Annotated in this window: 22 protein-coding genes and 2 pseudogenes; 12 read left to right on the plus strand and 12 right to left on the minus strand. The window is 46.3% G+C overall.

Annotated elements, in window-relative coordinates:
• Positions 1-86: 86 nt before the first annotated feature.
• The 5 genes and pseudogenes from V1225_RS03095 to V1225_RS14720 all read right to left on the minus strand — a co-directional run.
• Positions 87-998, minus strand: a complete 912-nt coding sequence (locus tag V1225_RS03095) for a dihydroorotate dehydrogenase (RefSeq protein ID WP_161908619.1) — start codon at positions 996-998, stop codon at positions 87-89.
• A complete protein-coding gene (locus V1225_RS03100) occupies positions 992-1,720 on the minus strand; it encodes a dihydroorotate dehydrogenase electron transfer subunit (protein WP_160201633.1) in 729 nt (242 codons plus the stop codon). The genes V1225_RS03095 and V1225_RS03100 overlap by 7 nt, the downstream gene beginning before the upstream one ends.
• The gene (locus tag V1225_RS03105; protein ID WP_160201634.1) at positions 1,701-2,981 is read right to left on the minus strand and encodes a dihydroorotase; all 1,281 of its coding nucleotides are present in this window, start codon (positions 2,979-2,981) and stop codon (positions 1,701-1,703) included. The genes V1225_RS03100 and V1225_RS03105 overlap by 20 nt, the downstream gene beginning before the upstream one ends.
• A gap of 85 nt (positions 2,982-3,066) precedes the next feature.
• Complete coding sequence (locus V1225_RS03110) at positions 3,067-3,723, minus strand: CvpA family protein (protein ID WP_161908617.1); 657 nt, start codon at positions 3,721-3,723, stop codon at positions 3,067-3,069.
• A gap of 409 nt (positions 3,724-4,132) precedes the next feature.
• A pseudogene (locus V1225_RS14720) lies at positions 4,133-4,306 on the minus strand (helix-turn-helix domain-containing protein); the annotation flags it as partial.
• Positions 4,307-4,500: 194 nt separating this feature from the next.
• Between V1225_RS14720 and V1225_RS03115 the strand changes: the two are divergent.
• From V1225_RS03115 to V1225_RS03150, 8 genes are all read left to right on the plus strand, one after another.
• Positions 4,501-5,343, plus strand: coding sequence for a hypothetical protein (locus tag V1225_RS03115; protein WP_251630782.1), 843 nt, complete (start codon positions 4,501-4,503; stop codon positions 5,341-5,343).
• A gap of 138 nt (positions 5,344-5,481) precedes the next feature.
• Positions 5,482-5,958, plus strand: a complete 477-nt coding sequence (gene tadA / locus V1225_RS03120; protein ID WP_201759546.1) for a tRNA adenosine(34) deaminase TadA — start codon at positions 5,482-5,484, stop codon at positions 5,956-5,958.
• Positions 5,955-6,833 carry an Ig-like domain-containing protein gene (locus V1225_RS03125; protein WP_161908615.1) on the plus strand — a complete coding sequence of 293 codons (879 nt, stop codon included), beginning with the start codon at positions 5,955-5,957 and terminating at the stop codon, positions 6,831-6,833. Before tadA ends, V1225_RS03125 begins: the two co-directional genes overlap by 4 nt.
• 53 nt (positions 6,834-6,886) lie before the next feature.
• Positions 6,887-7,831, plus strand: a complete 945-nt coding sequence (gene ispE / locus V1225_RS03130; protein ID WP_160201638.1) for a 4-(cytidine 5'-diphospho)-2-C-methyl-D-erythritol kinase — start codon at positions 6,887-6,889, stop codon at positions 7,829-7,831.
• 14 nt (positions 7,832-7,845) lie between these two features.
• A complete protein-coding gene (locus tag V1225_RS03135; RefSeq protein WP_338547559.1) occupies positions 7,846-8,514 on the plus strand; it encodes a GntR family transcriptional regulator in 669 nt (222 codons plus the stop codon).
• 153 nt (positions 8,515-8,667) lie between these two features.
• Positions 8,668-10,296, plus strand: a complete 1,629-nt coding sequence (locus V1225_RS03140) for a LysM peptidoglycan-binding domain-containing protein (protein ID WP_161908612.1) — start codon at positions 8,668-8,670, stop codon at positions 10,294-10,296.
• A 55-nt stretch (positions 10,297-10,351) separates the two neighbouring features.
• On the plus strand, positions 10,352-10,921 hold the full coding sequence (locus V1225_RS03145) for a stage II sporulation protein R (RefSeq protein ID WP_251630789.1): 570 nt from the start codon (positions 10,352-10,354) through the stop codon (positions 10,919-10,921).
• A 104-nt stretch (positions 10,922-11,025) separates the two neighbouring features.
• Entirely contained in the window at positions 11,026-12,213 is a 1,188-nt protein-coding gene (locus V1225_RS03150; protein WP_251630790.1) for an amidohydrolase family protein, read from the plus strand.
• 56 nt (positions 12,214-12,269) lie between these two features.
• Here the strand turns inward: V1225_RS03150 and proC are convergent, their stop codons facing one another.
• The 6 genes and pseudogenes from proC to vanR all read right to left on the minus strand — a co-directional run bounded on the left by proC (position 12,270) and on the right by vanR (position 18,096).
• Positions 12,270-13,064: a pyrroline-5-carboxylate reductase gene (proC, locus tag V1225_RS03155; RefSeq protein WP_161908611.1), complete on the minus strand. Its 795-nt coding sequence runs from the start codon at positions 13,062-13,064 to the stop codon at positions 12,270-12,272.
• Between the two features lie 493 nt (positions 13,065-13,557).
• A complete protein-coding gene (locus tag V1225_RS03160) occupies positions 13,558-14,283 on the minus strand; it encodes a M15 family metallopeptidase (RefSeq protein WP_160201644.1) in 726 nt (241 codons plus the stop codon).
• An 18-nt stretch (positions 14,284-14,301) separates the two neighbouring features.
• Positions 14,302-15,351, minus strand: coding sequence for a D-alanine--D-serine ligase VanG (gene vanG, locus V1225_RS03165; RefSeq protein ID WP_160201645.1), 1,050 nt, complete (start codon positions 15,349-15,351; stop codon positions 14,302-14,304).
• A 3-nt stretch (positions 15,352-15,354) separates the two neighbouring features.
• Positions 15,355-16,176, minus strand: coding sequence for a glycopeptide resistance accessory protein VanW (gene vanW / locus V1225_RS03170; protein WP_251630796.1), 822 nt, complete (start codon positions 16,174-16,176; stop codon positions 15,355-15,357).
• Positions 16,177-16,313: 137 nt separating this feature from the next.
• Positions 16,314-17,090 (minus strand): annotated as a pseudogene (locus V1225_RS03175) (HAMP domain-containing sensor histidine kinase); the annotation flags it as partial.
• A 307-nt stretch (positions 17,091-17,397) separates the two neighbouring features.
• Positions 17,398-18,096: a VanR-ABDEGLN family response regulator transcription factor gene (gene vanR / locus V1225_RS03180; RefSeq protein WP_161908608.1), complete on the minus strand. Its 699-nt coding sequence runs from the start codon at positions 18,094-18,096 to the stop codon at positions 17,398-17,400.
• A gap of 567 nt (positions 18,097-18,663) precedes the next feature.
• On the opposite strand from vanR, the gene V1225_RS03185 reads away from it, so the two are divergent.
• The 4 genes from V1225_RS03185 to hypB are packed head-to-tail and all read left to right on the plus strand — an operon-like array spanning position 18,664 to position 23,544.
• Positions 18,664-21,432, plus strand: coding sequence for an FAD-dependent oxidoreductase (locus tag V1225_RS03185; RefSeq protein WP_338547560.1), 2,769 nt, complete (start codon positions 18,664-18,666; stop codon positions 21,430-21,432).
• A 1-nt stretch (position 21,433) separates the two neighbouring features.
• Positions 21,434-21,778, plus strand: a complete 345-nt coding sequence (locus V1225_RS03190; RefSeq protein WP_338547561.1) for a hydrogenase maturation nickel metallochaperone HypA — start codon at positions 21,434-21,436, stop codon at positions 21,776-21,778.
• A 36-nt stretch (positions 21,779-21,814) separates the two neighbouring features.
• Entirely contained in the window at positions 21,815-22,864 is a 1,050-nt protein-coding gene (locus tag V1225_RS03195) for a DUF5692 family protein (RefSeq protein WP_160201650.1), read from the plus strand.
• Positions 22,865-22,872: 8 nt separating this feature from the next.
• Positions 22,873-23,544 carry a hydrogenase nickel incorporation protein HypB gene (gene hypB, locus V1225_RS03200; protein WP_161908606.1) on the plus strand — a complete coding sequence of 224 codons (672 nt, stop codon included), beginning with the start codon at positions 22,873-22,875 and terminating at the stop codon, positions 23,542-23,544.
• Positions 23,545-24,125: 581 nt separating this feature from the next.
• On the opposite strand, the gene V1225_RS03205 is transcribed toward hypB, so the two are convergent.
• Positions 24,126-24,833, minus strand: coding sequence for a GntR family transcriptional regulator (locus V1225_RS03205; protein ID WP_160201653.1), 708 nt, complete (start codon positions 24,831-24,833; stop codon positions 24,126-24,128).
• Positions 24,834-24,913: the final 80 nt, after the last annotated feature.

Genomic DNA, 24,913 nt, shown 5'->3' on the forward strand with positions numbered 1-24,913 from the left:
AAATCTTGATTTCGGTTAACTTTTCGCGTTTTTGTTATACTTAAATTCAAGTTATTTGCGATATAAGTTAAAATTCTATATTCGTCTTATTTGACACAGCCTATAATATCTGCCAGCTTTTCAATGCCCAGTTCTTCGCAGACAGAAGGCAGCTCTTCGATGATTTCTTTGCAGGCAAACGGATTGACAAGGTTTGCCGCGCCGACCTGAACTGCCGTCGCTCCAGCCATCATCATTTCGATGACATCACGGGCAGAGCTTACGCCGCCCATGCCGATGACCGGAATATTGACTGCATTTGCAACCTGATAAACCATGCGAACTGCAACCGGAAAGATTGCCGGACCGGAAAAACCGCCCATTTTGTTGGCGATAACAGGTTTTCTTCTATTGATATCGATACGCATGCCAAGCAGCGTGTTGATCAGGCTGATGCCGTCTGCTCCTGCGTCTTCGCACGCCTTTGCGATGGATACGATGTCGGTTACATTTGGACTCAATTTAATGTAGACCGGTTTGGTTGTGACAGCTTTCACAGCTCGGGTTACTTCCGCAGCGCTTTCAGGCAAAACTCCGTATGCCATGCCGCCGTTGTGGACATTAGGGCAGCTGACGTTGACTTCGATGATGCCAACCTGCGGCTGTTTGTCCATGGCTTTAGCACATGCTACATATTCGTCCAGAGAAAATCCGCTGATGTTGGCGATTAGGGGTTTGTGATAGAGTTTGGCAAGCTCCGGCAATTCCTTTTCGCACACCGCATCAAGTCCCGGATTTTGCAGACCAACTGAGTTGATCAGACCGGAAGGACACTCCGCAATGCGGGGCAGGGGATTGCCGAGGCGGGCGTCTTTGGTGGTGCCTTTAAAGGAAATAGAGCCAAGGATATCAAGGTCGTAAAGCTCCGCAAACTCCTTGCCGTAGCCGAAGGTACCGCTGGCAGGAATGACAGGATTATCAAGGGTGATACCGCTTAAGGTTACTTTTAAGTCTACCATTTGATTTCCTCCTTATATAAAATCGGTCCGTCTTTGCAAATGCGCTTGTAGCCGTACTTTGTTTCGCAGGTACAGCCCATGCAGGCACCGAATCCGCAAGCCATTCTCGCTTCAAAGCTGAATTGTCCGTCTGGCGCCTGGTCGTAAACCGCCTTTAACATCGGCTCAGGACCGCAGGTATATACATAATCAAACTCCAGATTTTTCATGGCATCTGTGACAAAGCCTTTGATGCCGAAAGAGCCGTCTGCTGTGGTGATGATAGGCTCGATTCCCAGTTTGCGGAACTCTTCTGTCAGGATGATATCGCTCTCTGTGTTGAAACCAATCACAACCTTTGGGGTAACACCTTGTTTTGCCAGGCTTGCGGCAAGTCCGTAAAGAGGCGGCACGCCGATACCACCGCCCACCAGAAGGGGTTGTTGTTTGCAGTAGGAAGTGTCAAATCCGTTGCCAAGAGGCAGCAGCACGTCAAATTCGTCACCTGCTGCAGACTGGGCCAAAGCTTTGGTTCCCTGACCGACCACCTTGAAAATGATGGTGACAGAAGTTTTATCCCAGCAGCAGATAGAAATTGGTCTCCGAAGATAAAAGCCGTCCAGCTTGATATTGAGAAATTGCCCCGGCATAGTGATTTTACTGCAGTCACCGGTTAAGGTCATAACATAAATGTCGTTTTGAATTTGGCTGATACTGCTTACTTTAAGCGTTTGTCTCATCATATACGATTTCTCCTTCCACCAGGGTCATCACTACTTTTCCATAGACCTTCCAGTCCGTAAACGGGGTTGCTTTGCCCATGCTGACGAAGTCGCTCGGATCGATGGAAAAGTGTCTGTTTAAATCTATTACGGTAAGGTCGGCAGGTGCGCCGTCTTCGATTACTCCGCCTTCAAAGCCGAAGCGTCTTCTTGGATTTATGCTCATCACTTCGATGAGTTTTTCCAGGGAAATGATGCCTTTCTTTACCAGATGTGTATATAAAATCGGAAAGCTGGTTTCAAGACCTACGATACCGAAGGCGCTGCCTGCCAGTCCCTTAGATTTTTCTTCTTCGCTGTGGGGTGCATGGTCGGTGGCAATCATGTCAATCGTACCGTCGCAAAGGCCTTCAATCAGAGCGTCCCGATCGGCCGCAGCGCGCAGAGGCGGATTCATCTTGAAGCGTCCATCCTCCTGTAAGTCTGCGTCACAAAGGACCAGATAGTGGGGACCTGTTTCACAGGTCACATCCACGCCGCGGGCCTTTGCCTGCCTGATGATGTCAACGGTTTCCTTTGTGGAAATATGGCAGACGTGATAAGATGCGCCGGTCTTTTCTGCCAGCTGCACGTCGCGTTTCACTTGACCCCATTCGCTTTCGGAGCAGATCCCCTTGTGATTGTGAGCCTTGGCATATTCGCCGTCGTGAATGTAGCCGCCGTGGAGCAGGCTTTCGTCTTCGCAGTGGGCGACAATCAGCTTGCCCAGCTCTTTGGCTTTTTCCATGGCTTCTTCCATCAAATCACTGGTCTGCACGCCTTTGCCGTCATCGGAAAAAGCGCAGACATAAGGCGCCATGGCTTCCATATCAGAAAGAGCGCTGCGCCCGTCCTGATTCTGGGTAATGGTTCCGTAAGGAATGGTTTTCACTTTTGCGTCTTTTTCGATAATAGAAAGCTGCGTCTGCAGAGACTCCATATCAGAGGGAACCGGCTTTAGGTTCGGCATTGGGCAGACACAGGTATAGCCGCCTTTTGCTGCCGCCGCCGTACCGCTTGCGATCGTTTCCTTATAAAAAAATCCGGGTTCGCGTAAATGTACATGTACATCGGTGAAACCCGGAATGATAATACGGTCTGTGCAGTCAATGATACTACTTGCGTGGTCTGTATCGAAAGTATCTGTGGAGCTGACAAAAACTTTTCCATTGGAAACAAAAACGTCTTTTTTCTCAAACCCGAGGGGTGTCAAAACCATACCATTTTTTAACAAAGTCGTCATGTATTTGCTCCTTTTCTCAATATTAATCCTTATTTTTGCTCAAATCTTCAATATATTAGCATAGAATCAGAATACTGTCAATGGGCTAAGAGAAAAAATCTCGCACTAAAATCAGCAGCATATTATCGTCGTAGAGTATGCTCGCTGCATAGGAATTTTCCATGGCTTTTGTGATGGTCTCTGAAAGGTCGGGGACTATCAGACTCAGCACCGGCACTAGTACTGCAAAACCTAGAAGCAGCAGAATCAGTCCTCTTGCGATACCGAAGAGAAAGCCGAGAAATCCATCAAGAAATCCAGTGATTCCTTCGTTGTATCTGCGGGACAAAAGCCGTACCAGCCCAAAGCAGATTAGCTTGATGAGGAATACCACAGAGAGGAAGCCGATGACCGTCATCAGCGATGAAGTGATAGATGCGGCGGTATCCTCTGCAAGAGCCGCAGTACCGTCATCAATCCAGTCATGGAATAAATCCGGCAGCGCCAGGTAAGCGCTGCTTTCATTGACCGTAGTTTGGATATGGGAAAGAATACCGTTGTGAATGATATCATCCAGCTCTGTGTAATCCATGAGAAAGTTTTTTGCTGTGCCGCACAGAATAAATCCGAGAATCACGCATACAAACCACTGCATAAAGCTGACCACGGTCAGTGCAAAACCCTTGCGGGCGCCAAGCGCTGTTGAGAGTACGATAATTCCCAGTGCGATAATATCTATAATAAGTCCTGAACCTGTTGACATAATATCCTTTTCCCCGTGAAAATTTTATCTTGTTTTTTGTGCTCACCGTGGGAGCGTAAATTTGCCTATTGCATAATCTCTTGTTTCGTGGTATATTGATGTCAAGAGGAAACCGTTGAAAACGGTTGACCGGGGTTAAAAGATAACCGCTTGAGTCTGCGAAACTATCGGCGGTTATTTTTTATTTCCTCGAATCATTTCTATCAATGTAATTACCATTAAGATGATTACTAGAATTTCATAGGATGAAATAGTATCACCTCCCATTTGTACAATTCGGATTTTTCACCGTATATGTAGCAGCAACGGAAGGTCAACCGCTTTCTTAGTTCGTCCTCTTGACTATTTGATTATACCATGCCTTGTCCCTACGGACAAGGTTCTTTGTTTTTTTGGTTACCGTGGAAACTCAGTAATTAAGATATCGTAAAAGCCGTTGCTCTATCCCATAGAATTTGTCTTTTCGCAGTTGGTAGTAAACGTATTTCCTAACCTTTTGTGTTGTGACAAAACCACCTTCTTTCAGCTGTTTCAGATGAAGTGAAACCGTAGTTGGAGACAGAGAAAGTATTTCTGCCAGTTCCTTGGTCGCTGCTTCTAATCAGTATTGGATATTTCATGTGGAAATAGTGTAAAAAGAAAATAGGAAACTTGAACTGGGCTTGCATATTTATGCGGCCCTTTTCCGTTTTCGTATATTTTGCGTTGGGTTAGGTATGAAGAGAAACCTTCCGCATATATTTAGTGGTAAGAAAGTAGAAGCAGGGGAGTAATGCTATGTCAGATTACAGAAAATTTATCATAGAAGTAAGACGGGCACATAGGGGTTTTAGATTATGGAAAAGAGGGATGGATGCTGCTAACTGCATCGTAGAAACTTACAAAAACAAGCGGTCTGTTTATTTTGCGGTTTCTAACCTGCTTCCGTCGGATGTGCTCATGCGAGAGTACAATAAGGAATATCATTTGCTTCTGATCGGTGTAGATGAGGGCGAGCTGATCCATAAAGACTTTGGGGTATTTCATGTAAATTCTGCGGGAGAGGGAAGCCTTTTTAAGAAGTTTACGGGACCCTCCATTGAGTGCTACACCCATTGCCTTCTTGTAACCCTATCTAAAGAGGACGGCTCCACAGAGACGATTTTCAGCGGAACTATGCCATTTTATCAGCCGGCAGCAGATGTGAGCACAGAAGCACCTATAGAGGATTGTGATGGGAGCGAACAAGGCTGGGAAAGTATTTTTTCTTGTTTTTGTGAAGAGGATGCTGTGGAAATCTTCGACAGACAGAGAGATGAAACAGGCGCAAGGTGGTGCAGAATCAGTAAAATTGACCAGCTGCCTCAGTCGCTTGCTGCCTGCAGCGACTGCATTGAGCGCTATGGACACTATACAATTGGAAAATATGAAGACCGCTGGTTTGTTGGCGTGCCGGGCAGATTCTTGCAAAAAGAGCAGCCTTGCAGAGAGCAGGGATGTTTTCTGTTGTGGCAGCCTATTCGCGGCGGCGAAAAGTACTTTAGCGACTTATCAGAACTGACAGGAAAGCTGCAGGAGGAAATCTTCGGATACTGGATTGGAGGTATTGATAAAGAGAGCGGCGAGGTTTTGCCGCTGTGATTTTGAAAAAGGAATGCGCTTTTTGCCGATATAACCTGTTTGGCAGAGGCGCTTTTTAATATACATTCATACATGCACGCAAATCAATACAAAAAACTGTTGAATACTGTATGGAATTGTGGTAACATTGAAAGGTATATGAATAAGTTTATGAGAGAGGCCCTAAAGGAGGCGCAGAAAGCCTTTGAGCTGGGGGAAGTGCCCATCGGGGCGGTCATTGTAAAAGATGAGCAGGTTATTGCAAGAGGTCACAATTTAACGGAAACCAGCAAGGATCCTACAGCCCATGCGGAGATGATTGCAATTCGCCGGGCGGCAGAGGCGCTGGGCGGCTGGAGGCTTCTTGGCTGCAGCCTTTACGTTACAGCTGAGCCTTGTACTATGTGTGCGGGCGCCATGATTTGGGCGCGTATAGAGAATCTGTACATCGGTACCATGGATCCAAAGGCGGGAGCTTGCGGTTCGGTTTTCAATGTACCGGCAGAAACGCGGCTGAATCACAGAATTCATGTAGAAACAGGCATTATGGAAGACCAGTGCGCACAGCTTTTGCGACAGTTTTTCAGCCAGCTTAGACATAGAAAGAAAAAGAACAAATCGGAGGAACAAACATGAAAAGAATAGGCGCAATTGTATGCCTTGCAGCATTGACGATAATGATGACTGCTTCCGTATGCTTCGGAGCACAGTCCCAGAAGCTGGAGATTGTGGACATGTATCCGGAAGACGGGCAGAAGAACACCAGTATTGAGAATATGAGTGTGAAGCTGCACTTTAATAACGAGATGGGTAATGAAGCCTCTGCAAAGGCTAACGCAAAAGCTTTCAGCATTACAGATGATGAGGGAAAACAGATTCCAATCAGAATCTTTTATAACCCAAAAGATTCCAAAGAAGTTATGGTATTGGCAGATACAGTAAAACTGAACGATAACGGACAGAGACTGAAGGACAATACCAAATACACTTTGCATATTTCAGGAGATGTAACAGATAACGATGGAAATGCGCTCGGAACAGATCAGACGGTGTCTTTCACCACACTGAATCAGGGTCAGAACACGAAAGTTTACATGATAATGATGGTTATCATGTTCGGGGGCATGTTCTTCTTTACGTCCAGACAGGCGAAGAGACAGATGGCAAAACAGGAAGAAGAGGTCGGAAGAGAAGAACCGTTTAACCCATACAAGGAAGCAAAGAAGACCGGTAAATCCGTACAGGAAGTTATCGCTGCTCACGAGAAAGAGGTAGCAAAGAGAGAAGCTAAGGCAGCAAAGAAAGCGAAGAGAGCCGCAAGTGACGAAGACGAAGATGACTACTACGAAGAAGAGAGCGGCAACTATAAGGTAAAAGGGCCTAGACCGATTTCCGCAGGCGGCAGTAGCTATGTTACCGGAAGGAAAGCTTTGGCAGAGGAAAGACTTGCAGAAGAAGAGAGACTTGCAAAGAGAAGAGCTGCCAACAGCAAAAAGAAGAAAAAGAAATAACTGCGAATACGAAATGAGCGGAATTCCGCTCATTTTGCGCATTGGAAATAGATATGAGAGAAATAAAGATACGTTCTTTTGCAAAAATCAATCTGTCCATTGATATTACTGGTGTTTTGGAAAGCGGTATGCATCAGGTGGACATGATTATGCACCAGCTTTCTTTTCACGACGATGTAGTAGTTAAGTATGCGCCGATGAAGAAAAAGCGGCGTGGAGAGTTTGACATTCGTGTTTCGACTAACCGCTACTATATCCCCACCGACGAAAGAAATCTGGCATATAAAGCGGTACAGGTGATGATGGAGGTCTATGGCAGGCGGGTGCCTGGCGGGAGAGTGGAAGTCCATATTTTTAAGCGAATTCCGGTAGCTGCAGGGCTTGCAGGAGGCAGCGGAAATGGAGCTGCTGTTTTACATGGTCTGAACCAGCTTTGGAAGCTGGGGCTTTCTTTGGAAAGGCTTTGTGAACTTGGAGCAACGCTGGGCTCGGATGTGCCATTTTGTGTCATGGGGCAGGCGGCAATGAACTTCGATATACCGAAGAAAGTTAGGAGAAGTCCTTTGGCGGCAACCTGCGGCAGGGCAACGGGAACCGGAACAGAGATTGTACCGCTGCCAGGAATTCGGAAAGCCCTGGTTATTGCAAAACCACCTATCGGTGTTTCAACAAAGGAAGTGTATGGCGGCATTGACGGCTGCAGGATTGAGAAAAGACCCGATAACGATGCACTGACGACAGCTCTTAAGCAGAAAGACTGCGGACAGATTTATGCCAACTGTATCAACGTTTTGGAAAACTACACACTGCGGGCTTATCCCAAGGTGCAGGAGTTAAAGGATATATTGCAGGCAGATTCCCGTGTTGAATTGGCGCTGATGAGCGGCAGCGGGCCGACCGTGTTTGCTATGTGCAGAACCATTGCGGATGCCAAGGTGGTGTGTGAGAATTTGCGGCAAGAGGGTTATGAGGCTTACTGGACAAAGACAATCAAGTGAAGTAGGAGAAAGATATGTTAAATTTTGATTTACAGAACCATAGACCATTAAGAGAAATCGTTTATGAGCAGCTGAAAATGCAGATTTTGCGCGGTAAAATTGTACCGGGAACCCGGATGATGGAGGTTGAGCTGGCTGACGAAATGGGTGTCAGCAGAACGCCGGTAAGAGAAGCCATCCGGAAACTGGAAAAGGAAGGGCTGGTAACGATTGAACCCAGAAAGGGAGCCTATGCCTCGGATATTTCCCTAAGGGATATGGTAGACACACTGGAAGTTCGTGAGGATTTGGAAGGATTAGCTGCGGCGCTGGCGGCAGAGCGGATGACTGACGAACAGATTCAGGAGCTGACAGAGATTTCTAAGAAATACAGAGAAGCGGTTAAGAACAGCGAAACCGAAAAGATGATTAGCTATGATGAACAGTTTCATAGATACATTGTAGCCTGTAGCGGAAACAAAACTCTGCTGCAGATTAGCGGAACGGTGCAGGAATTGGCGCTGCGTTTCAGATATCTTTACTATGATGATTTTTCCAGATATGAATTTATGCCGGTAGAACACCAGCGCATTATCGACGCAATTTCCAGCCATAATGTAGAAGAAGCCAGAAACGTTGCCGATGTTCACGTAAAGAAACTGAAAGAATTCGTTATTCGCGAGGGCGAAGAGGAATTCAAATAATGACGGCTCTCAGACCCTTTATACTTGAGAGACCAGAAGAGTCGGAGTAATCCGGCTCTTTTTCGCTGGAGTAATTCTTCTAATCGGGCAGTTCTTTTTTTCTTCCGGTCAGCATAGAGTTTTAGCAGGAATCATTTTGAAGGGAGAAGAACTATGACTTACGAAAAGGATATACCGGAATACGCCCTGCAGCCGGCAAAAGCGCCGAAAACCGTTCCGGCAGAAGCCATCTATCATACACAGAAAATTACCTATCCGGCGGAGGAGCAAACGGTTACTTATGAGTTTGAAGAGGACATTTTAGTGCCGGATACGAAACCGGATATGCGGGAAATACTTTTGATGGACGCAGGATGTGACATTATGCCTACTGAGAAAAAAGTATCTCCCAAGACCGATGACCTTCTGAATATTACAGGAACGCTTACAATTCAGACCATATATGCTGCAGAGTCAGAGGAAAAAGAACCCATTTCTATTACCTCAAAAGTACCGTACAAATACCAGTGGAGCCTGAACCCGATGGCGCAGGCAGAAGGTGTGTTTGGATGTCAGGTAAAAAATCTGGATTACATGATTGTCAACGAGAGAAAGTTTCGTGTAAAAATTACGCTGGAATTTACTGGGCAGCTGTTTTGTCAGAGAGAGTTTCAGTTTTTTGACGGGCTGAAGGATGAATCGCTGGAAACAAAACGGACTCAGGTTTCCATGACCTGTCTGGAACTGACAAAGAAAGATGAAGTCACCATTGATGAAACCTTTAAGGGAAAAGACAGTTCACTGCGTCCAGAATATATCTTAAAGCAGGACTTTGCTATTACGGAAAACTACCGCCAGGTAACGACAGAGAAAGTTGTTATCAATGGATTTATTTTCTGCAGTCTGTTGTACTGCGCGCAAAGCGAAGAAGAGGGCAGCGGTTCTGTGATTTGTCAGCATAATCAGCGAATTGAATTCACACAGTTTGTGGCAATTGATAAAGAGCAAAGAGGAAAGAACTGGACTGCGGTAAAGACTTCTTTTTCAGGTAAGAACCTGACTGTTTCCATTGACCGTGGAGAAGAGGGAGAAGATGAGGCACAGTTTAGAATCAAGGGAGATGTACAGACACGAGTAGAACTTTATGAAATGCGGCAAAAGGATATCATTGTAGATGCCTATCATTTGGATAAAAATTTCCAGTTTCAAAAGGCTAAGGAGCAGGTGTCTAATCTTGCCGGAGAAGCGATGGCGGAAACAGAAGTCCGGGAGATTATCAGCCTGCCAGAAGGAATAAAAGCTGCGGAGACAGTATACTGCACCGGCACTGTGCAGGAGTGCAGCTGCAGTCTGGAACGGGGCAGAATTATAGCGACAGGAAGTATCGCCTGCTGTGCGCTATGGAAAGATCAGGACGGAGATTACCGCAGTACGAAAGTTATCGCAGACTTTCGCGGTACAATGGATATGGAAAAAGCGCAGGTTACGCAAAAAGCCAGCTGCAGACCGGTGGTAAAAAGCGCATGGGTGGAACTGATTAATGAAAAGCAGATTGAAATCAATTGTACTGTTTCTCTTTGCGCAGCCCTCTATGACGATGATGAAATGGCACTTCTCAATCAGCCATGTTTTATGGAGAAGTCAACAGAAAAGCAATATCCGATGGTCATTGTAACATTAAAAAAAGATGAAACTCTGTGGGATTTAGCAAAACGTTACAAAACTACGCAGGCTCATATCAGAGACGCAAATCAGCTGGAAGAAGAGCCGACAGAAGGAAAAAGGCTGTTAATTATCAAATAAATGTTTAGATTTCAGATTTCTGTCCATACTCGAAGATAGAACGGAGGTAAATAGGATGGAAAGAATGAAATCAATACTGAATTTAAGGTTGACACGACTGCAGCAGGAGATTTTGCTTTTGCTGGCGCTGCTTTTAATCTGTACTGGGGTGGGGATTTACTACATAAATCATACGCCCAATGAACACCCGGGGATGATTCGCCTTCACGTGGTAGCCAATAGCGATTCAAAAGCGGATCAGGCGCTGAAGCTAAAAGTAAGAAATGAGATCCTGAAGTTTATGGACGGTCAGGAGACTCTTGATGGCGCCAGAGCGTATCTGAATGCAAATCTGGATACCATTGAAGAGATTGCTGAGGAGGTTATTGCAGCAAATGGGTTTGATTACCCTGCACGCGCAAACTTAAAAGTAACTTTTATTCCAGAAAAAAGCTATGAGGATTTGACTTTGCCGGCAGGAAATTATGAAGCACTGAAGGTAACTCTTGGCAGAGGCGACGGTCAGAACTGGTGGTGCGTGATCTTTCCGCAGCTGTGCCTGGTTGGCGAGGAAAATGGGACTGAAAAGCTAGTTCTGAAATCAAAAGTAAAAGAGATTATGAAAGCTACTGAAACCGAAAGGTGAGGTAGCTTTTGCTTTAACGGAGAAGAGGATAGAATGCTGATAGACTTGTTTCCGTTTTTGTGCTAAAATAAAATCAGTATAGGAGATATCGGAGGTACGAACTTATGTTAGTATTAAAAAATGCGCGTCTGATTCCTGAACTGACAGAGGGGTATGACGACAAATGTGCAGACGTTGTCATTGACGGCACTGAAATTTTAGACATCAAGCCGGCAGGCAGCGTCAGTGCAGCAGAGGACAAAGTCATTGACCTGAAAGGAAAGACTCTGATGCCTGGTCTCATTGAAGGACATCTGCACCTTGACCTTTGCGGGAAGAATACTTTTGAAGAAAACGTAGAACCGGATTCTTACCGCGTTATGCGCTGTTTGCAGCTGGCACAGGACAACTTAAGAAAAGGGTACACCACAGTGCGCGATGTAGGCGATAGAAATAATATTACAATCGGTCTTGCAAGAGCTGTAAACGAAGGCATGGTGGTAGGTCCGGATATTTTGACCAGCGGTGTGATAATTTCCCCAACAGAAAGAGGCAATGAATTTTTCGGCACCATGTATGCCGAATGTGATTCTCCTGCGGAATTTACAAAGGCAGTTCGCCGCCAGTATCAGCTTGGCGCTGACTGGATTAAGATTATGGGTACCGGGGCAGTAATGAATCCGGGAGGGGAACCTGGCATGCCGATTATTTACGAGGAAGAACTTGCAGCAGCCTGCAGAGCAGCTGACTATGTGGGTCTTCCTGTTGCAGTACACTGTCACGGAACTGAAGCCATCAAGATGTGCATTCGCTGTGGCGTAAGAACTGTAGAACATTCCTCTATCATGGACGATGAATGTATCGAAATGTACGCAAATACTAATCGTTCCTTCCCGATGCCGACCTTGTCACCGATGGTAAACTTCCTGGAGTTTCCGGAAGGAAAGCCAAAGCACTACGTCGAGAAAGCTGAAAGATTGCTCGAAACTTTGTTGCATGGCGCTAACGCATATAAGAAGAATAACATTAAGATTGGCTGGGCGACTGATGCAGGTGTTTATACAGGCAGCCACGGCAATGGTCTTTATGAGTTCCGCGTCAGAGTCAATATGGCAGGTTTTACACCGCTTGAGACCTTGATTCAGGCGACTAAGAATAACGCTGAGATTTTGATGATTGACGATAAAGTCGGCACAATTAAGTGCGGAAAGCGTGCAAATCTGGTTGTCTTCGATGGAAATCCTGATGAGGATATCGAAGTCCTCGATAAAGTGTCAATGGTAATCAAGGCAGGAGAAATTGTAAATTTATAAAGCAAAGAAAAAGGCGGTTTCAAAGTAAAACGAAACCGCCTGCTTTTTTTGAAGCGTTATAAAGTTTCGATTGCGTCTACCGCGTCAATAACTGCGCTGCGAAGTCCCCTGCGCTCCAAAGCAGTAACGCCGACGATGGTGGTGCCACCCGGAGAGCAAACGCCGTCTTTCAGTACGCCAGGGTGCATGCTGGAGGAAACCAGCATTTTTCCGGTTCCGACAATCATCTGACTTGCCAGCTGATAAGCAAGATCGCGGGACAGTCCATGAAGCACACCTGCGTCCCCAAGAGCCTCAACAAACAAGGCGGTTAGCGCAGGGCCACAGCCCGCAATGGTACCTGCAATACTGAACTGAGATGGCGCAACGGATTTTACCAGACTGATGGTTTCTAAAAGTGTCTTGACAAAAGCAAATTCATCTTCGGTTAAAGTGTGGGCATTTTCTGCGATAAAAATGCCTTCGCCGGTGGAAACCGGTGTATTTGGAATGGTACTCAGATGATGAGTACCCGGCAGAAATTTTTCATAATCTTCACTGAGCATACCTGCGGCAACTGAAATCAGAATTTTGCCCTGCAGCTTTTTGCAAATGGGAGCAGTGACTGGTTCAACCATATTTGGCTTTACTGCAATAAAAATGATATCACTTTTTTCAGCTACTTCCTCTGCACTGTGGCAAGGGGAAATGCCTCTTTTTCTAGCGTTGCAGCACAGCTTTTCGTAGCTGCCGCCGCAGGCACAAATCTGGTCTGGCCGCAGCGCTCCTTTATATAAAAATCCGTCGGTGATGGCTTGCGCCATATTCCCAAAACCGATAAAACCTAAGTTGATTTTGTTCTGTGTTAGCATACTCTATTGTCTCCTTTGTCAAATCAAGCCATGATAGGAACCATCTGCAGTGTTGAGCCAGTCAATCAGGGTTTGCTTATTTGTATTGTCGATTATTTCAGGTCATTATCTTTCATAAACTCTACCATCTTTGGATAACGGGCTACAGAATCATTATACTTCCCTTGTGTTAGATAATACTTTATCATAGAATCAGAGAAAAAACAAGCTTTGCGGCAGAATGGAAGCTCATGTGTGTAGTGCATAAATTTAGAAAAAACCCTGAAAATATGCACAGCATCTTGAAAAAATGTGCATATTTTTAGAGCTTTTTCGCAAAATATGTAGATTTAGTCTGAAAAAGGCAGCTAAATCGAAGAGAAAAGTCGATTATAACTGCCTTTTCTGCATATAATTAGAGATTTTCTGGAAAATATGCACGACATTGTGCATATTTGTGGCATTCTCATGAAAAATATGCACATCGCACCGAAGCCGCCAATCGAAAGGGCGCCTACTCCCATACAGTCATGATACAACCATCCACATTGTTTCCAGAAATTTCGGTAATGATGCCGGCGGTCTCATGGCTAGCCTCGTTTGTCTCACTAAAGAAAACTGATATTTCTTTGTCTCCGCGTCGCAGAAGCATAGGATGACAATAAGTGAATCGGTGCAGATAATCGATATATTCTTCCAGACAGAAATTCATTTCCTCCATGATTTCTGAGTGAGGATATCCCACGTAGCGGAAATGCCAAGGCTCGCAGGCAATACCGGTGATATGCTCTTTTTCGGCGGTGTACCGCTGGATAAAGCCGTATCGGCTGGCAGCCTTGCGGAATTCAGCGCAGATTCCGATGTCAGGAAAATCCGGACAAATAAAATCAATTTTCGGCGCTTTTTTTGCGAGGTCGATGGCAAGACCGCTCTGGTGCTCACTGCAGCCCGGCTTTGCTACGTACTTTGCGGTGAAGGCAGCGCCGTTTTCTGCAAGGGAATCTTGGTAAATCTGCATTTGCTCAGAATAGGGTCTGTAGCCGCTGACCGGGACGATTTCATCACCTGCGCCGATTGCCCGAAGCAGCTGTAAAAGGCAGGCAGCAGCGCGGCGCTCCATGGTAACGGCAGGATAATTTTCCAGAATTGGAACGCAGCAGGGCTGCGCGCTTTGCTGCAGCGGGTGGTCGTGATTGACTAAAATCAGGTTGCCGCCAAAGGCTTGCATTCTTTCTGTCATAATAAACACCTCCTGCTTTTACACCTGCAGCGCCAGTGAAATCAGCTGCTGCACGATATCGGTATAGGAAAGCCCCACGCCTTTTAGCATATTTGGATAGCGACTCATTGCGGTGAAGCCGGGAATGGTGTTAACTTCATTGAATACAATTTCACCCTCCGGTGTGAGGAACATATCCACTCTGGCAAAGCCGCTGCAGCCTAAAGCTCTGTAGACGGCAGCGGCAGCCTCCTGAATTCGCAGTTCTGTAGCAGAATCAATGCGAGCAGGCATATAGATAGTGGAAGTTTGCTGGGTGTATTTTTCGGTGTAATCAAAGAATCCGCCGGAAAGTTCAATTTCATCGACCCGCCCTAAGGTCAGGTGGGAATCGCCCAGCACCGCGCAGCCTACTTCAAAACCATCGATATTTTCTTCGATGATGATTTCACTGTCATAGGAAAATGCCAGTTCCGCAGCGTCAGCCAGAGCGGACGGCGATTCGACCTTGGTGATACCGAAGGAAGAACCGGCACGCAGCGGTTTTACGAAGAGGGGATAGGTTAGAGTCGAAACGGCTGCGGCAAGTTCTGCTGTAGATGGTTTTTCGTAGAAATAGGCGGCCTTTGGAACTTTTACGCCGGCAGCCTCAGCAAGCAGATGGGCACGGTGTTTATCCATGCAGAGCGCAGAGGACATGATATCGCAGCCAACTACAGGGATCCCGGCGAGCTGCGCTAGACCCTGCACGCTGCCGTCTTCTCCGTTACGACCATGAAGTACAGGAAACACTGCGTCAAGATAAATCGTAGAAATGCCATCTTTGTCCACTTCGCAAAGACCGTGGACTTTCCGGTCCGGTGAAATAAAAGCGCTTCGGCACTGGCTTTCGTGTTCATACCAGGTATCGTTCAAAATGGCTTCGTATTCCCCAAGATAGCGAAGCCATTTGCCGTCCTTTGTGATTCCCACGGCGATGACCTGATACTGATTGGTATTGATGTGATTCAAAACAGCATAAGCGGATTTCAGCGATACTGGATACTCCGGAGAACAGCCTCCGAATAAAACTGCAATATTCTTTTTCATATATTAAACCCCTTCCTTGATTTCGATGTGCTGCGGCAGCGGATAGCCGATGACGCAGTGATTATGGTAAAGAATTTCCTCTGACTCGCACCCCGTAAAGCAGCTGCGTTTTTTTCTCGCTACATCCGCTTCCTGATAGAGAACACCGCCTTTTCGGATATAGTCGCAGGAAGTGTTGTAGACCTTGTAGTCGTAGCACTTTTCACTTTCGCTTCGCACTGCGCCTATGATGTCGTCACCTTCAAAGGTAACGGAGATTTGAAAAGCATGGCAGGTATCATTTTTTACCTTTAAGTCCAGCCAGCCTTCGGCGATGGTAGCGTCGATTCCGGCAAGTTCATTTGGATCAGCCGGTGGAATGGACTCGGTGCCGTGGCCGTGCCGCTCCGTTACGGTCAGAGGCGTGTGAAGAAAGACCCAATAGAGCAGGTTGCTCAGCTGACAAAGACCGCCGCCGTACTCACCGGTGGTTTTTCCGTTGGACAGGCTGAGACCCTCCAGATAAGGCTCGTCTTTGTCGGCATCTTTGATAGCGTAGCAGAGAGAAAAGCATTCTCCCGGCTTAATGACAATACCGTCTACCTTGGCTGCAGCTAACTTCAGGTTGTGCACCTTATTGTATTGGTACTGAATGTCGTAGCCGCTGTGCGTGTTGATCATCATTGCACGGCTTTTGAAAATTTCATAGGGCAGCAGCTTTTTCTGCTGCGTTCTTGTATAGATATTTCTTGATAGACGCATTCCCGTGTAAAAAAACAGCTTTCGCTGATACTGACGCAAGGGCAGCAGCCACGGAAAGGCTTCTGTCAGTCGTTTTCTTGCCATGGTAACCTCCTCATAAAAACTCATGAAAAAACCACAATCCTTTGTTACGATTCAATCATAACAGGATTGTGGTTTTGAATCTTATAGACCTTCTGATGAGTGACTAACCATTTTTAAACGATTTTCTTACAAATTTCTCACAGAGGCAGGGCTACCTCAAAGCGAATGATATCGTTTTCGCTGAATGCGGTGATGGTGCCGCCGTGGAGCTCTACGATTTCTTTTGCGATAGCAAGCCCCAGACCGGCGCCGCCGCTTCTTGTTGAACGGGAGGTATCCAGCCGGTAGAACTGCTCGAAAAGTCGCGTCAGCTTTTCTTCGGAAATCGTGTCGCCATAATTCTCAAAGGTGAGAAGCACATGGGGAGATGGTAGTTTTTCTACCTTTGCAGTAATGCGGATTGGGCTGTTCTCAAAGCTGTAGTTGACTGCGTTTCTTAGCAGATTATCGAAAACCCGCTGCAGCTTGTCAGGGTCGCAGCGAAGCATGATACTGTCTTCTGACTGCAGCTGCGTTGTCAGATGTTTGGCGTCCAGCATAGGCTGAAACTCATAAATCAACTGATTCAGCATGAGGGACAGGTTAATCTGTCTTTTTTCTAAAGAGATATGAGACAGATTAAATCTGGTAATATCAAAAAATTCGTTAATTAAGTCGTCCAGTCGTTCCGCTTTATTCAGTGCGATATCCATGTAGCGCTCTCTCATTTCCTCGGAAATCTGCGGCTCATCTCGAAGCAGGGTTAGGTAGCCGATGACAGATGTAATGGGTGTCTTCAAATCGTGAGCCAGATAGGTGACCAGATCGTTCTTTCTCTGTTCGGCCTCTCTGGCGGCTCGCTGATTGTTCATGGAAGAGAGTTTCAGTTGGTTCAGCTGACCTTCAAGTTCGGAAAGCTGGGGTGAAAGCTCCACCAGACTATCGTCCTGCCGGTTGACCGTCTCAGCTGCATCGACCAGTTCCTGAAAAAATCGGAAAGGCTTAAACCAGTAGTGGAAGAATATCACGACAAGCCCAATGCCATAGTAGGCAAACGCAACGAGAAGCAGATGCTGCTGCAGGCTCATAGCCAGTCTGTAAAGAGGCTCATCTCCCTGCCATGTAAACATAGCAAAGGCAAAGGTGGACAGAATGTAAATGCCGATTCCGCTGAAAAGCAGAAGGATTGCGGCAGCAATCATTTTTGCAAACAAGGTCCATGCCAGTTTGCGGCTCAGTGAATTAGTTTTCAATTTTGTACCCCACTCCCCACACTGTCTTGATGAATTTCGGATGCTTTGCAGGTTCCTTTAGTTTTTCCCGCAAGCGTCCGATGTGTGCCATCACAGTGTTATTGCTGTTGTCCAGATATTTTTCTCCCCAGACCTTTTCAAAAAGTTCCTCGGAGGAGACCACTTTGCCTTTCTGCTCACAGAGATACCATAAAATGGAGAACTCCAGCGGTGTCAGACTGACCTCCTTGCCGTAAAGGGTACAGGTGTGAGTATCTTTGCTGATGACAAGCCCTCTAATGTCGTGCATGTTGGCAGCAGGTTGGCTGACAGCCTGATTATAGCTTGTGTATCTGCGCAGCTGCGTCTTAACACGCGCTGCCACCTCCAGCGGATTAAAAGGTTTGGTAATGTAATCGTCAGCGCCTAGAGTTAGTCCCATGATTTTGTCCATATCCTCTACCTTTGCAGTCAGCATGATAACTGGAAAAAAGTGGTTTTCACGAATTGTCTGCAGGATTTTAAAGCCGTCAATATCCGGCAGCATAACGTCCAGAACAGCCATATCAAGGGGCTGTGAGGCGATACAGGAAAGAGCGTCCTGTCCATTGTAAAATTTATGTACATTGTAGCCGTCGCTTTTCAGATAGAGTTCGATTAAGTCGGCAATCTCCTTTTCGTCGTCTACAACGAGAATGTGTTCGTTCATAGCAATCTCTCCTTTTCCCATTTTGTAAGTCTTGTTTTCACTTTACCATATTGGGGGAAAATTGGCAAGACACAGACTGCTTGCAGGCACGGCAAACCCATGAAACACATCATTAGTACTTTTAAGAGTATTTGGCAAAAAAGGTACTAAAATATCCAAAACGTTTTATCCATTATATGGAAAACAAGGAATAAACTTTTGTATAATGGAAGACTTGTATGAAAATAGATCCTTAGAAAACAAAAAAGAACGAAGAATTTCATTTCTATTTCGTAAAACCTTTTAGTTAGTATAAAGTAACTCCTAATTTTTGATACCTTTTTTGTAAAAATACGGATTAGGTACTAAACTTTAATGTTCGCAACTTTTCATGGGTTTGTCGTGTGCTCGCAGGTAGTGGTTCGACCAGATGTCAATCTGAAAAAATCGACTAGAATAGCGTAATTTCTTGACAAATTCGACATATAAATTTATAATGTTAAACAAATAACGAAATCTGGTATGACCAGATGAGGTTGAACGAAAAACAAGTTTGCGCAGGGAGAAAGAACAGAAAGGAGATTTCCTATGGCAGATCATTTGGCGGGATATGTACCGGAGTACATAGAGAACGAAGTTGAGCGGGAGCCAATTGTCAAGCTGGCGAAAATGATTACAGATCGTGTTCCTCAGAAATTGGGCATCAAGAAGATTACAAAATACGACCCGGAATATTGGGGACTGGCGGCGATGTGCACCGACGAAATGGCAGAGGTAGCGCTGAAAATGGGCGTGCGAAAGCCGAAAACGCTGGATCAGATGGTGGAGCTTACCAAAATGGATAGAGACCATTTGGAAGAATTGCTGGAGCAGATGGCTGTAAACGGAGTGCTGGAATATAACTGGGAAAATCCGGAGCATGTGAAGCAGTATGTGCTGCCGATGTTCGTGCCGGGCAATGCAGAGTTCAGCAATATGAACCTTCAGATGCTGCAGGCACATCCAGAGGTCGGAAGATTTTTTGAGAGAATGAGCAGGCTGCCTTTGGAGAAGATTACACCTATGGTGCCGCCGGGAGGAGCAGGCATCGGCATGCATGTCATTCCTGTAGAAAAAGCCATCGAGATGGAGAATGAATCTATATCTTTAGAGCATATTTCCTATTGGCTGGATAAGTATGAAGGTAAATATGCGGCAAGCCCTTGTTCCTGCAGATATTCCAGACAGACCTATGACGAAGGCTGTGCTGATGATCCGGAAGGTTGGTGCGTGGCCATGGGAGATATGGCTGATTATGTAGTAGAAACCAACAAAGGCGGCAGATATGTAACCAAAGAAGAGGCGCTGGATATCTTCAGACAGGCTGAAGAAAACGGCTTTGTCCATCAGATTACTAATATTGATGGTGAAGACAAAATTTTTGCAATCTGTAACTGCAATGTTAACGTTTGCTATGCCCTTAGGACGTCGCAGCTGTTCAATACACCGAATATGTCGGCTTCTGCATACCGCGCTCGTGTCAAAACAGACAACTGCGTGGCCTGTGGCAGATGTGTGGAGTATTGCCCGGCGGGTGCTGTAAAGCTGGGGCAGAAGCTTTGTCAGAAAGACGGAAGCAAAGTGGAATATCCAAAGATTCCGCTTCCAAGCCAGCAGCCTTGGGGACCGCACATGTGGGACGAAGATTACAGGGACAACAACAGAATCAACTGCTACGATACGGGAACAGCACCTTGCAAGACGGCTTGTCCTGCACATATCGCAGTGCAGGGATATTTGAAAATGGCGGCGCAGGGCAGATACACCGAAGCATTAGCGCTGATTAAGAAAGAAAATCCTCTTCCAGCTATTTGCGGTCGTATTTGCAACAGGCGGTGTGAAGATGCCTGTACCAGAGGCAGCATTGATGAGGCGATTGCTATCGATGAAGTAAAGAGATTCATCGCAGAGCAAGACCTGAGAGCAGAGACCAGGTTTATTCCGAAGAAAGTAGTGCCTGCCCTGAAAGGCTTTTTCCCGGAAAAAATCGCCATCATCGGCGGAGGTCCGGCAGGTCTTTCCTGTGCGTTTTATCTGGCAGAAAAAGGTTATGCACCGACCATCTTTGAAAAGAATCCAAAGACCGGCGGCATGCTGGTATACGGAATTCCTTCGTTTAAGCTGGAGAAAGACGTGGTTCAGGCGGAAATTGATATTATCGAGGCTATGGGCGTTGAAATTCGTACCGGTGTGGAGGTAGGAAGAGATATCACCATAGAAGATTTGAGAAAAGAAGGCTATAAGGCATTCTATATTGCAATAGGCTGTCAGGGCGGCAGGCTGGCAGGTGTGCCCGGAGAGGATGCAGAGGGCGTTATGACTGCGGTAGATTTGCTGCGAATCGTCAGTGAGGATTCGTCCTATAACGTTGACGGCAAAGCGGTAGTCATCGGCGGCGGCAATGTTGCCATCGACGCAGCAAGAACCGCCGGCAGATGCGGCGCATCAGAAGTTTCCATGTACTGTCTGGAAAGTCGGGATATCATGCCGGCGTCAGAAGAGGAAATCGCAGAAGCAGAGGAAGAAGATGTAACGATTAGCTGCGGATGGGGTCCGAAGGAGATTCTCACAGAAAATGGAAAGGTCACCGGCATTGTCCTGAAAAAGTGCCTGTCTGTCTTTGATGAGGAAAAACGTTTTGCGCCGGTTTACGATGAAAATGAAACCATCACAGTGCCGTGCAGCCGGATTTTCATGAGTATCGGTCAGAGTATTCAGTGGGGCGACCTGCTGAAAGACAGCAAAGTGGAACTGGGAAGAGGGCAGGCGGCTGTGGCAGACAGCCTGACCTATCAGACTGCAGAGCCGGATATCTTTGTAGGAGGAGACGTTTATACCGGACCGAAATTTGCCATTGACGCTATCGCAGCCGGAAAGGAAGGCGCTATCTCTATTCATCGTTTCGTACAGCCTCATTCCAGCATGACCATTGGCAGAAATCGCCGCCAGTTCATAGAGCTGGATAAGGAAAATATTTACATAGAAAGCTACGACAATTCCAGTCGTCAGGTTCCCGGCAGAGATTCTGTAGTGAATCACAAGAGGTCTTTCCGCGACCCTTCTCTGCCGCTGACAGAAGAACAGGTGAAAGTCGAGACGGCGAGATGTTTAGGCTGTGGCGCATCTGTCGTGGATGGGAATAAGTGTATTGGCTGCGGCGTTTGTACAACCAAATGCGAATTTGATGCAATCCATCTGTACCGTGACTTCCCAGAGGCCAGCAAAATGGTGCCAAGCGAAGACAAGTTGAAATACATTTTGCCATACGGTGCAAAGCAGGCGATTAAAGTGAAGTTCTCAAAAAAGGGGAAGAAGTAAAATGCACGAGCTTGGGATTGTATTTCACATCATCAAAGGCGTGGAGAAAACAGCAGAAGAAAACGGACTGACGAAGGTTGCTTCTGTTACGGTGGAGCTGGGGGAGGTATCTTCGGTGATACCTCACTATCTGACCGACTGCTGGAGATGGGCGGCAGATAAAAATGACCTGACTCGGGAAGCGGAGCTTTTGATTGAGGAGATTCCTGCGGTGACCTACTGCGAAAACTGTGAGAAAACCTATGGCACAGTGGAGTACGGGAAAATTTGTCCCCATTGCAGCAGCGAGAAAACCTGGCTGCTGCAGGGAAATCAAGTCATGATTAAAGAGATAGAAGGCTGTTAGGCTAATTTAAGAAAGAAGAAAAGGAGTTGATTGTTTATGTTATTTCATGTTTATGGAGCAGGCGCGGCAGCGAAATGGATTGCAATGCTTGCGGTTCTTGTTGGACTGATTTTGCTCAATGAATTTGCCAGAAGAACCAAGACCGGAGGTCTTTTGATGTTCGGCGTATTACCGGCAGCGCTGACGGTATACTTTGTAGTTATCGCTGTAGCAGCGGGTTCAGGCGCTGAGTGGGCGCTGAATAACCAGACTTATCTGTATATGAACGGCTGGTTCCACTACGCGAAGTTATACGCATCTTTGGCAGGCTGTATCGGATTTATGATGATTAAATATGAATGGGGAATTGGTAAAAAGCACTGGTTCAAGGCTTTTCCATTTGCCATCGTAGCCATCAATATTCTGATCGCCGTGGCCAGCGATTTTGAGTCCGCTATCAACGGATGGGGCTCTTGGTGGTTGTCTTCTGAGGGCGTATGGCTTTATGGAGGCTGGCACAATGTGATGAACGGTATTGCAGGTATTCTGAACATCTTCTGTATGACCGGCTGGTGGGCAGTTTATTCTTCCAAAGATGGAAAGGATATGATTTGGCCTGATATGATTTGGGTGTATATCATCGTATACGATATCTGGAATTTTGCTTATACCTACAACTGTTTGCCGACCCATTCCTGGTTCTGCGGCGTGGCACTGCTGCTGGCACCGACCATCGCAGCGCTTCTGTGGAACAAAGGCGGCTGGATTATGAACCGTGCAAATACTCTCTGTATTTGGTGCATGTTTGCACAGGTATTCCCATTGTTCCAGGAGACTTTTGCAGACGGAAGCAGCAGATTTGCGTGGGCGACCATCTCAACCCAGTATGCTGACGGAACGATGAACGGTATCATGGCAGGAAATGCAGTCAATGCAGACCCGACAGCAATGACCGTTGTCAGTGCGCTGGCATTGATTACCAATATTATTGCACTGCTTTACATCGTGAGAAAATCCATGAGGACAAAGACCAATCCGTATAAGGGCGAAGTCTTCACTGACTTTAAATATTACAAGGATGCGGCTGCAAGAGCTGTGATCAAATAGGTGAAAATATGGATAAGTATAAGGTGATAGAAGTAAAGGAAAGTGTTTTTGCCAGTAATGATGCTGATGCTAAGACGCTGCGAGAGGAACTGAAGGCGCAGGGGACTTTTCTGCTGAACCTGATGTCTTCGCCGGGAGCAGGAAAGACTACCCTGCTGAAGCAGACTGTCAAAGCACTGCAAAGTGGGATGGCGATAGGCGTCATGGAAGCCGACATTGATTCTGATGTGGATGCTGCTGCCATTGCAGAGACCGGTGTAAAGTCTATTCAGCTGCACACAGGAGGCATGTGCCATTTGGACGCAGATATGACTCGGCAGGGACTGCGTGAGCTGGAAACGGGCGAACTTGATCTGGTGATTCTGGAAAATGTAGGAAATCTGGTATGCCCTGCAGAATTTGACACCGGAGCGGTAAAGAACGCTATGATTCTCTCTGTTCCTGAGGGTCACGATAAGCCGCTGAAGTATCCGCTGATTTTTCGGGTCTGTGACGTGCTCATCATCAATAAAACAGATGTGCTGCCGTACTTTGACTTCGACATGGAGAAGGTGGAGGAGTATGCGCACATGAGAAACCCTGATTTGAAAATCTTCCCGGTTTCTGCAAAGACAGGGGAAGGCGTGGAAACATGGTGTCAGTGGCTGCGAGATGAAGTAGCGACGTGGAAACAGGCGTAAGCTCATAAGGAAAACTGCTATGCAAAAAGTTCATCTGATTGCATAGCAGTTTTTTTGACATTCTATTTGATTTTATGATAGGTATGCAGCAGCTTATGCTGCTGAGAAAACGGCGCGCCATAATCTCAAGATTTTTTTGGATATCTGGCGCTCACCTCCTGGAAAACGCCATATTCAAAGCGTTTTTTTGTATACATGGCGTCCGCCATCCGCCAAACGCCATATTTGGATTCATTTTCTAAAAAGCTGGCGCGCGCCTGCTGCCTGATACCCACTTTTTTGATATTTTACTGTAGGATGCTAAAGTTTCTCCGACTTTCTGTCGGTATTTCTTTCTGCAGCCGCCATTTTTTCTTAAAACACTTTTATATGTGGCACTTTTTCACAGGTCTCCGCCATGTATACAGAAATCAATCCTAAACGTGGCACGGGGCAAATCACGGGTACGGCATGTCTTCATTCTCTTGCTGTTAATCTTACTCCCGTACACGAACCTGCCAGACTAACTGTTTCAAGCGGGCGCGTTGGTCGAAAGTCGAAAAAAAGCTGTCTCATTTCATTTTGAGACAGCTCTATTGCAGTTATTCAAAGTAAATTTCTCTGCTTCCGTGGATGCTTTCGCCGATGGAAGTATTAATCCAGGCGACAGCGCCTTCTTTGTCGCGATTCTTGATGTGTTCCCAAAGACCGAAGTTGTTTTCATAAAGGGCATGGATACCGTAGAGCATGCAAAAACGCTCCCACATGGTGGAAACCGGTGCCCGAAAGGAATGAAATATCAACGGAATCAAGGTGTTCCCTGAGAAAAACGCAAGGGCATTCTGAAAGGCATAAGCGCCATTCACTGCTTCTTCTATGGAGGAGGCGGTACGAATTTTTTCTACGTGATTGTGAAGCTGCAGAATTTCTTCCTCGGTGATTCGGTCGATGCACAGGTTAACAGCCAACGTATCCAGCGCGATGCGGACTTCCAGAATAGAGCGGACTTCATCACGACGCAGTTTTCCGCCGTTATAGTTCATGATGGAGATTAGAGTTTCCAGCGTACCTTTGTTGCGATAGTCAGAGACATAAGTGCCGCTTCGAGGGTGAACTTCCAGAAAACCCTTCTTTTCCAGTTCGGCAAGACCGCTGTTGACTACGCCGCGGCTCACCTGCATGGTTTCTGCAAGCTGACGCTCGGAAGGAAGTTTCTCTCCAATGGAAAGACTACCGGAAAGAATCATGTGCTCCAGCTGTTCTATGAAAAGTTCCTTTAACGAAGGTGATGCGATTTTTTTAAATTCCATAAAGGTCTCCTGATTGGAAATTGCGTGTGTCATTTCAATTTGATTTGGTATTGGTATAACCAAAGTAATTATAACACGCC

The sequence above is a fragment of the Emergencia sp. JLR.KK010 genome (genome assembly GCF_037018265.1).
Taxonomy (GTDB): Bacteria; Bacillota; Clostridia; order Peptostreptococcales; family Anaerovoracaceae; genus Senimuribacter; species Senimuribacter intestinalis.

What these genes read in the sequence shown, in the direction of transcription:
- V1225_RS03095 (WP_161908619.1), bottom strand. Translation starts at nt 998, where the DNA reads ATGGTAGACTTAAAAGTAACCTTAAGCGGTATCACCCTTGATAATCCT.
- V1225_RS03100 (WP_160201633.1), bottom strand. Translation starts at nt 1,720, where the DNA reads ATGATGAGACAAACGCTTAAAGTAAGCAGTATCAGCCAAATTCAAAAC.
- V1225_RS03105 (WP_160201634.1), bottom strand. Translation starts at nt 2,981, where the DNA reads ATGACGACTTTGTTAAAAAATGGTATGGTTTTGACACCCCTCGGGTTT.
- V1225_RS03110 (WP_161908617.1), bottom strand. Translation starts at nt 3,723, where the DNA reads ATGTCAACAGGTTCAGGACTTATTATAGATATTATCGCACTGGGAATT.
- V1225_RS03115 (WP_251630782.1), top strand. Translation starts at nt 4,501, where the DNA reads ATGTCAGATTACAGAAAATTTATCATAGAAGTAAGACGGGCACATAGG.
- tadA (WP_201759546.1), top strand. Translation starts at nt 5,482, where the DNA reads ATGAATAAGTTTATGAGAGAGGCCCTAAAGGAGGCGCAGAAAGCCTTT.
- V1225_RS03125 (WP_161908615.1), top strand. Translation starts at nt 5,955, where the DNA reads ATGAAAAGAATAGGCGCAATTGTATGCCTTGCAGCATTGACGATAATG.
- ispE (WP_160201638.1), top strand. Translation starts at nt 6,887, where the DNA reads ATGAGAGAAATAAAGATACGTTCTTTTGCAAAAATCAATCTGTCCATT.
- V1225_RS03135 (WP_338547559.1), top strand. Translation starts at nt 7,846, where the DNA reads ATGTTAAATTTTGATTTACAGAACCATAGACCATTAAGAGAAATCGTT.
- V1225_RS03140 (WP_161908612.1), top strand. Translation starts at nt 8,668, where the DNA reads ATGACTTACGAAAAGGATATACCGGAATACGCCCTGCAGCCGGCAAAA.
- V1225_RS03145 (WP_251630789.1), top strand. Translation starts at nt 10,352, where the DNA reads ATGGAAAGAATGAAATCAATACTGAATTTAAGGTTGACACGACTGCAG.
- V1225_RS03150 (WP_251630790.1), top strand. Translation starts at nt 11,026, where the DNA reads ATGTTAGTATTAAAAAATGCGCGTCTGATTCCTGAACTGACAGAGGGG.
- proC (WP_161908611.1), bottom strand. Translation starts at nt 13,064, where the DNA reads ATGCTAACACAGAACAAAATCAACTTAGGTTTTATCGGTTTTGGGAAT.
- V1225_RS03160 (WP_160201644.1), bottom strand. Translation starts at nt 14,283, where the DNA reads ATGACAGAAAGAATGCAAGCCTTTGGCGGCAACCTGATTTTAGTCAAT.
- vanG (WP_160201645.1), bottom strand. Translation starts at nt 15,351, where the DNA reads ATGAAAAAGAATATTGCAGTTTTATTCGGAGGCTGTTCTCCGGAGTAT.
- vanW (WP_251630796.1), bottom strand. Translation starts at nt 16,176, where the DNA reads ATGGCAAGAAAACGACTGACAGAAGCCTTTCCGTGGCTGCTGCCCTTG.
- vanR (WP_161908608.1), bottom strand. Translation starts at nt 18,096, where the DNA reads ATGAACGAACACATTCTCGTTGTAGACGACGAAAAGGAGATTGCCGAC.
- V1225_RS03185 (WP_338547560.1), top strand. Translation starts at nt 18,664, where the DNA reads ATGGCAGATCATTTGGCGGGATATGTACCGGAGTACATAGAGAACGAA.
- V1225_RS03190 (WP_338547561.1), top strand. Translation starts at nt 21,434, where the DNA reads ATGCACGAGCTTGGGATTGTATTTCACATCATCAAAGGCGTGGAGAAA.
- V1225_RS03195 (WP_160201650.1), top strand. Translation starts at nt 21,815, where the DNA reads ATGTTATTTCATGTTTATGGAGCAGGCGCGGCAGCGAAATGGATTGCA.
- hypB (WP_161908606.1), top strand. Translation starts at nt 22,873, where the DNA reads ATGGATAAGTATAAGGTGATAGAAGTAAAGGAAAGTGTTTTTGCCAGT.
- V1225_RS03205 (WP_160201653.1), bottom strand. Translation starts at nt 24,833, where the DNA reads ATGGAATTTAAAAAAATCGCATCACCTTCGTTAAAGGAACTTTTCATA.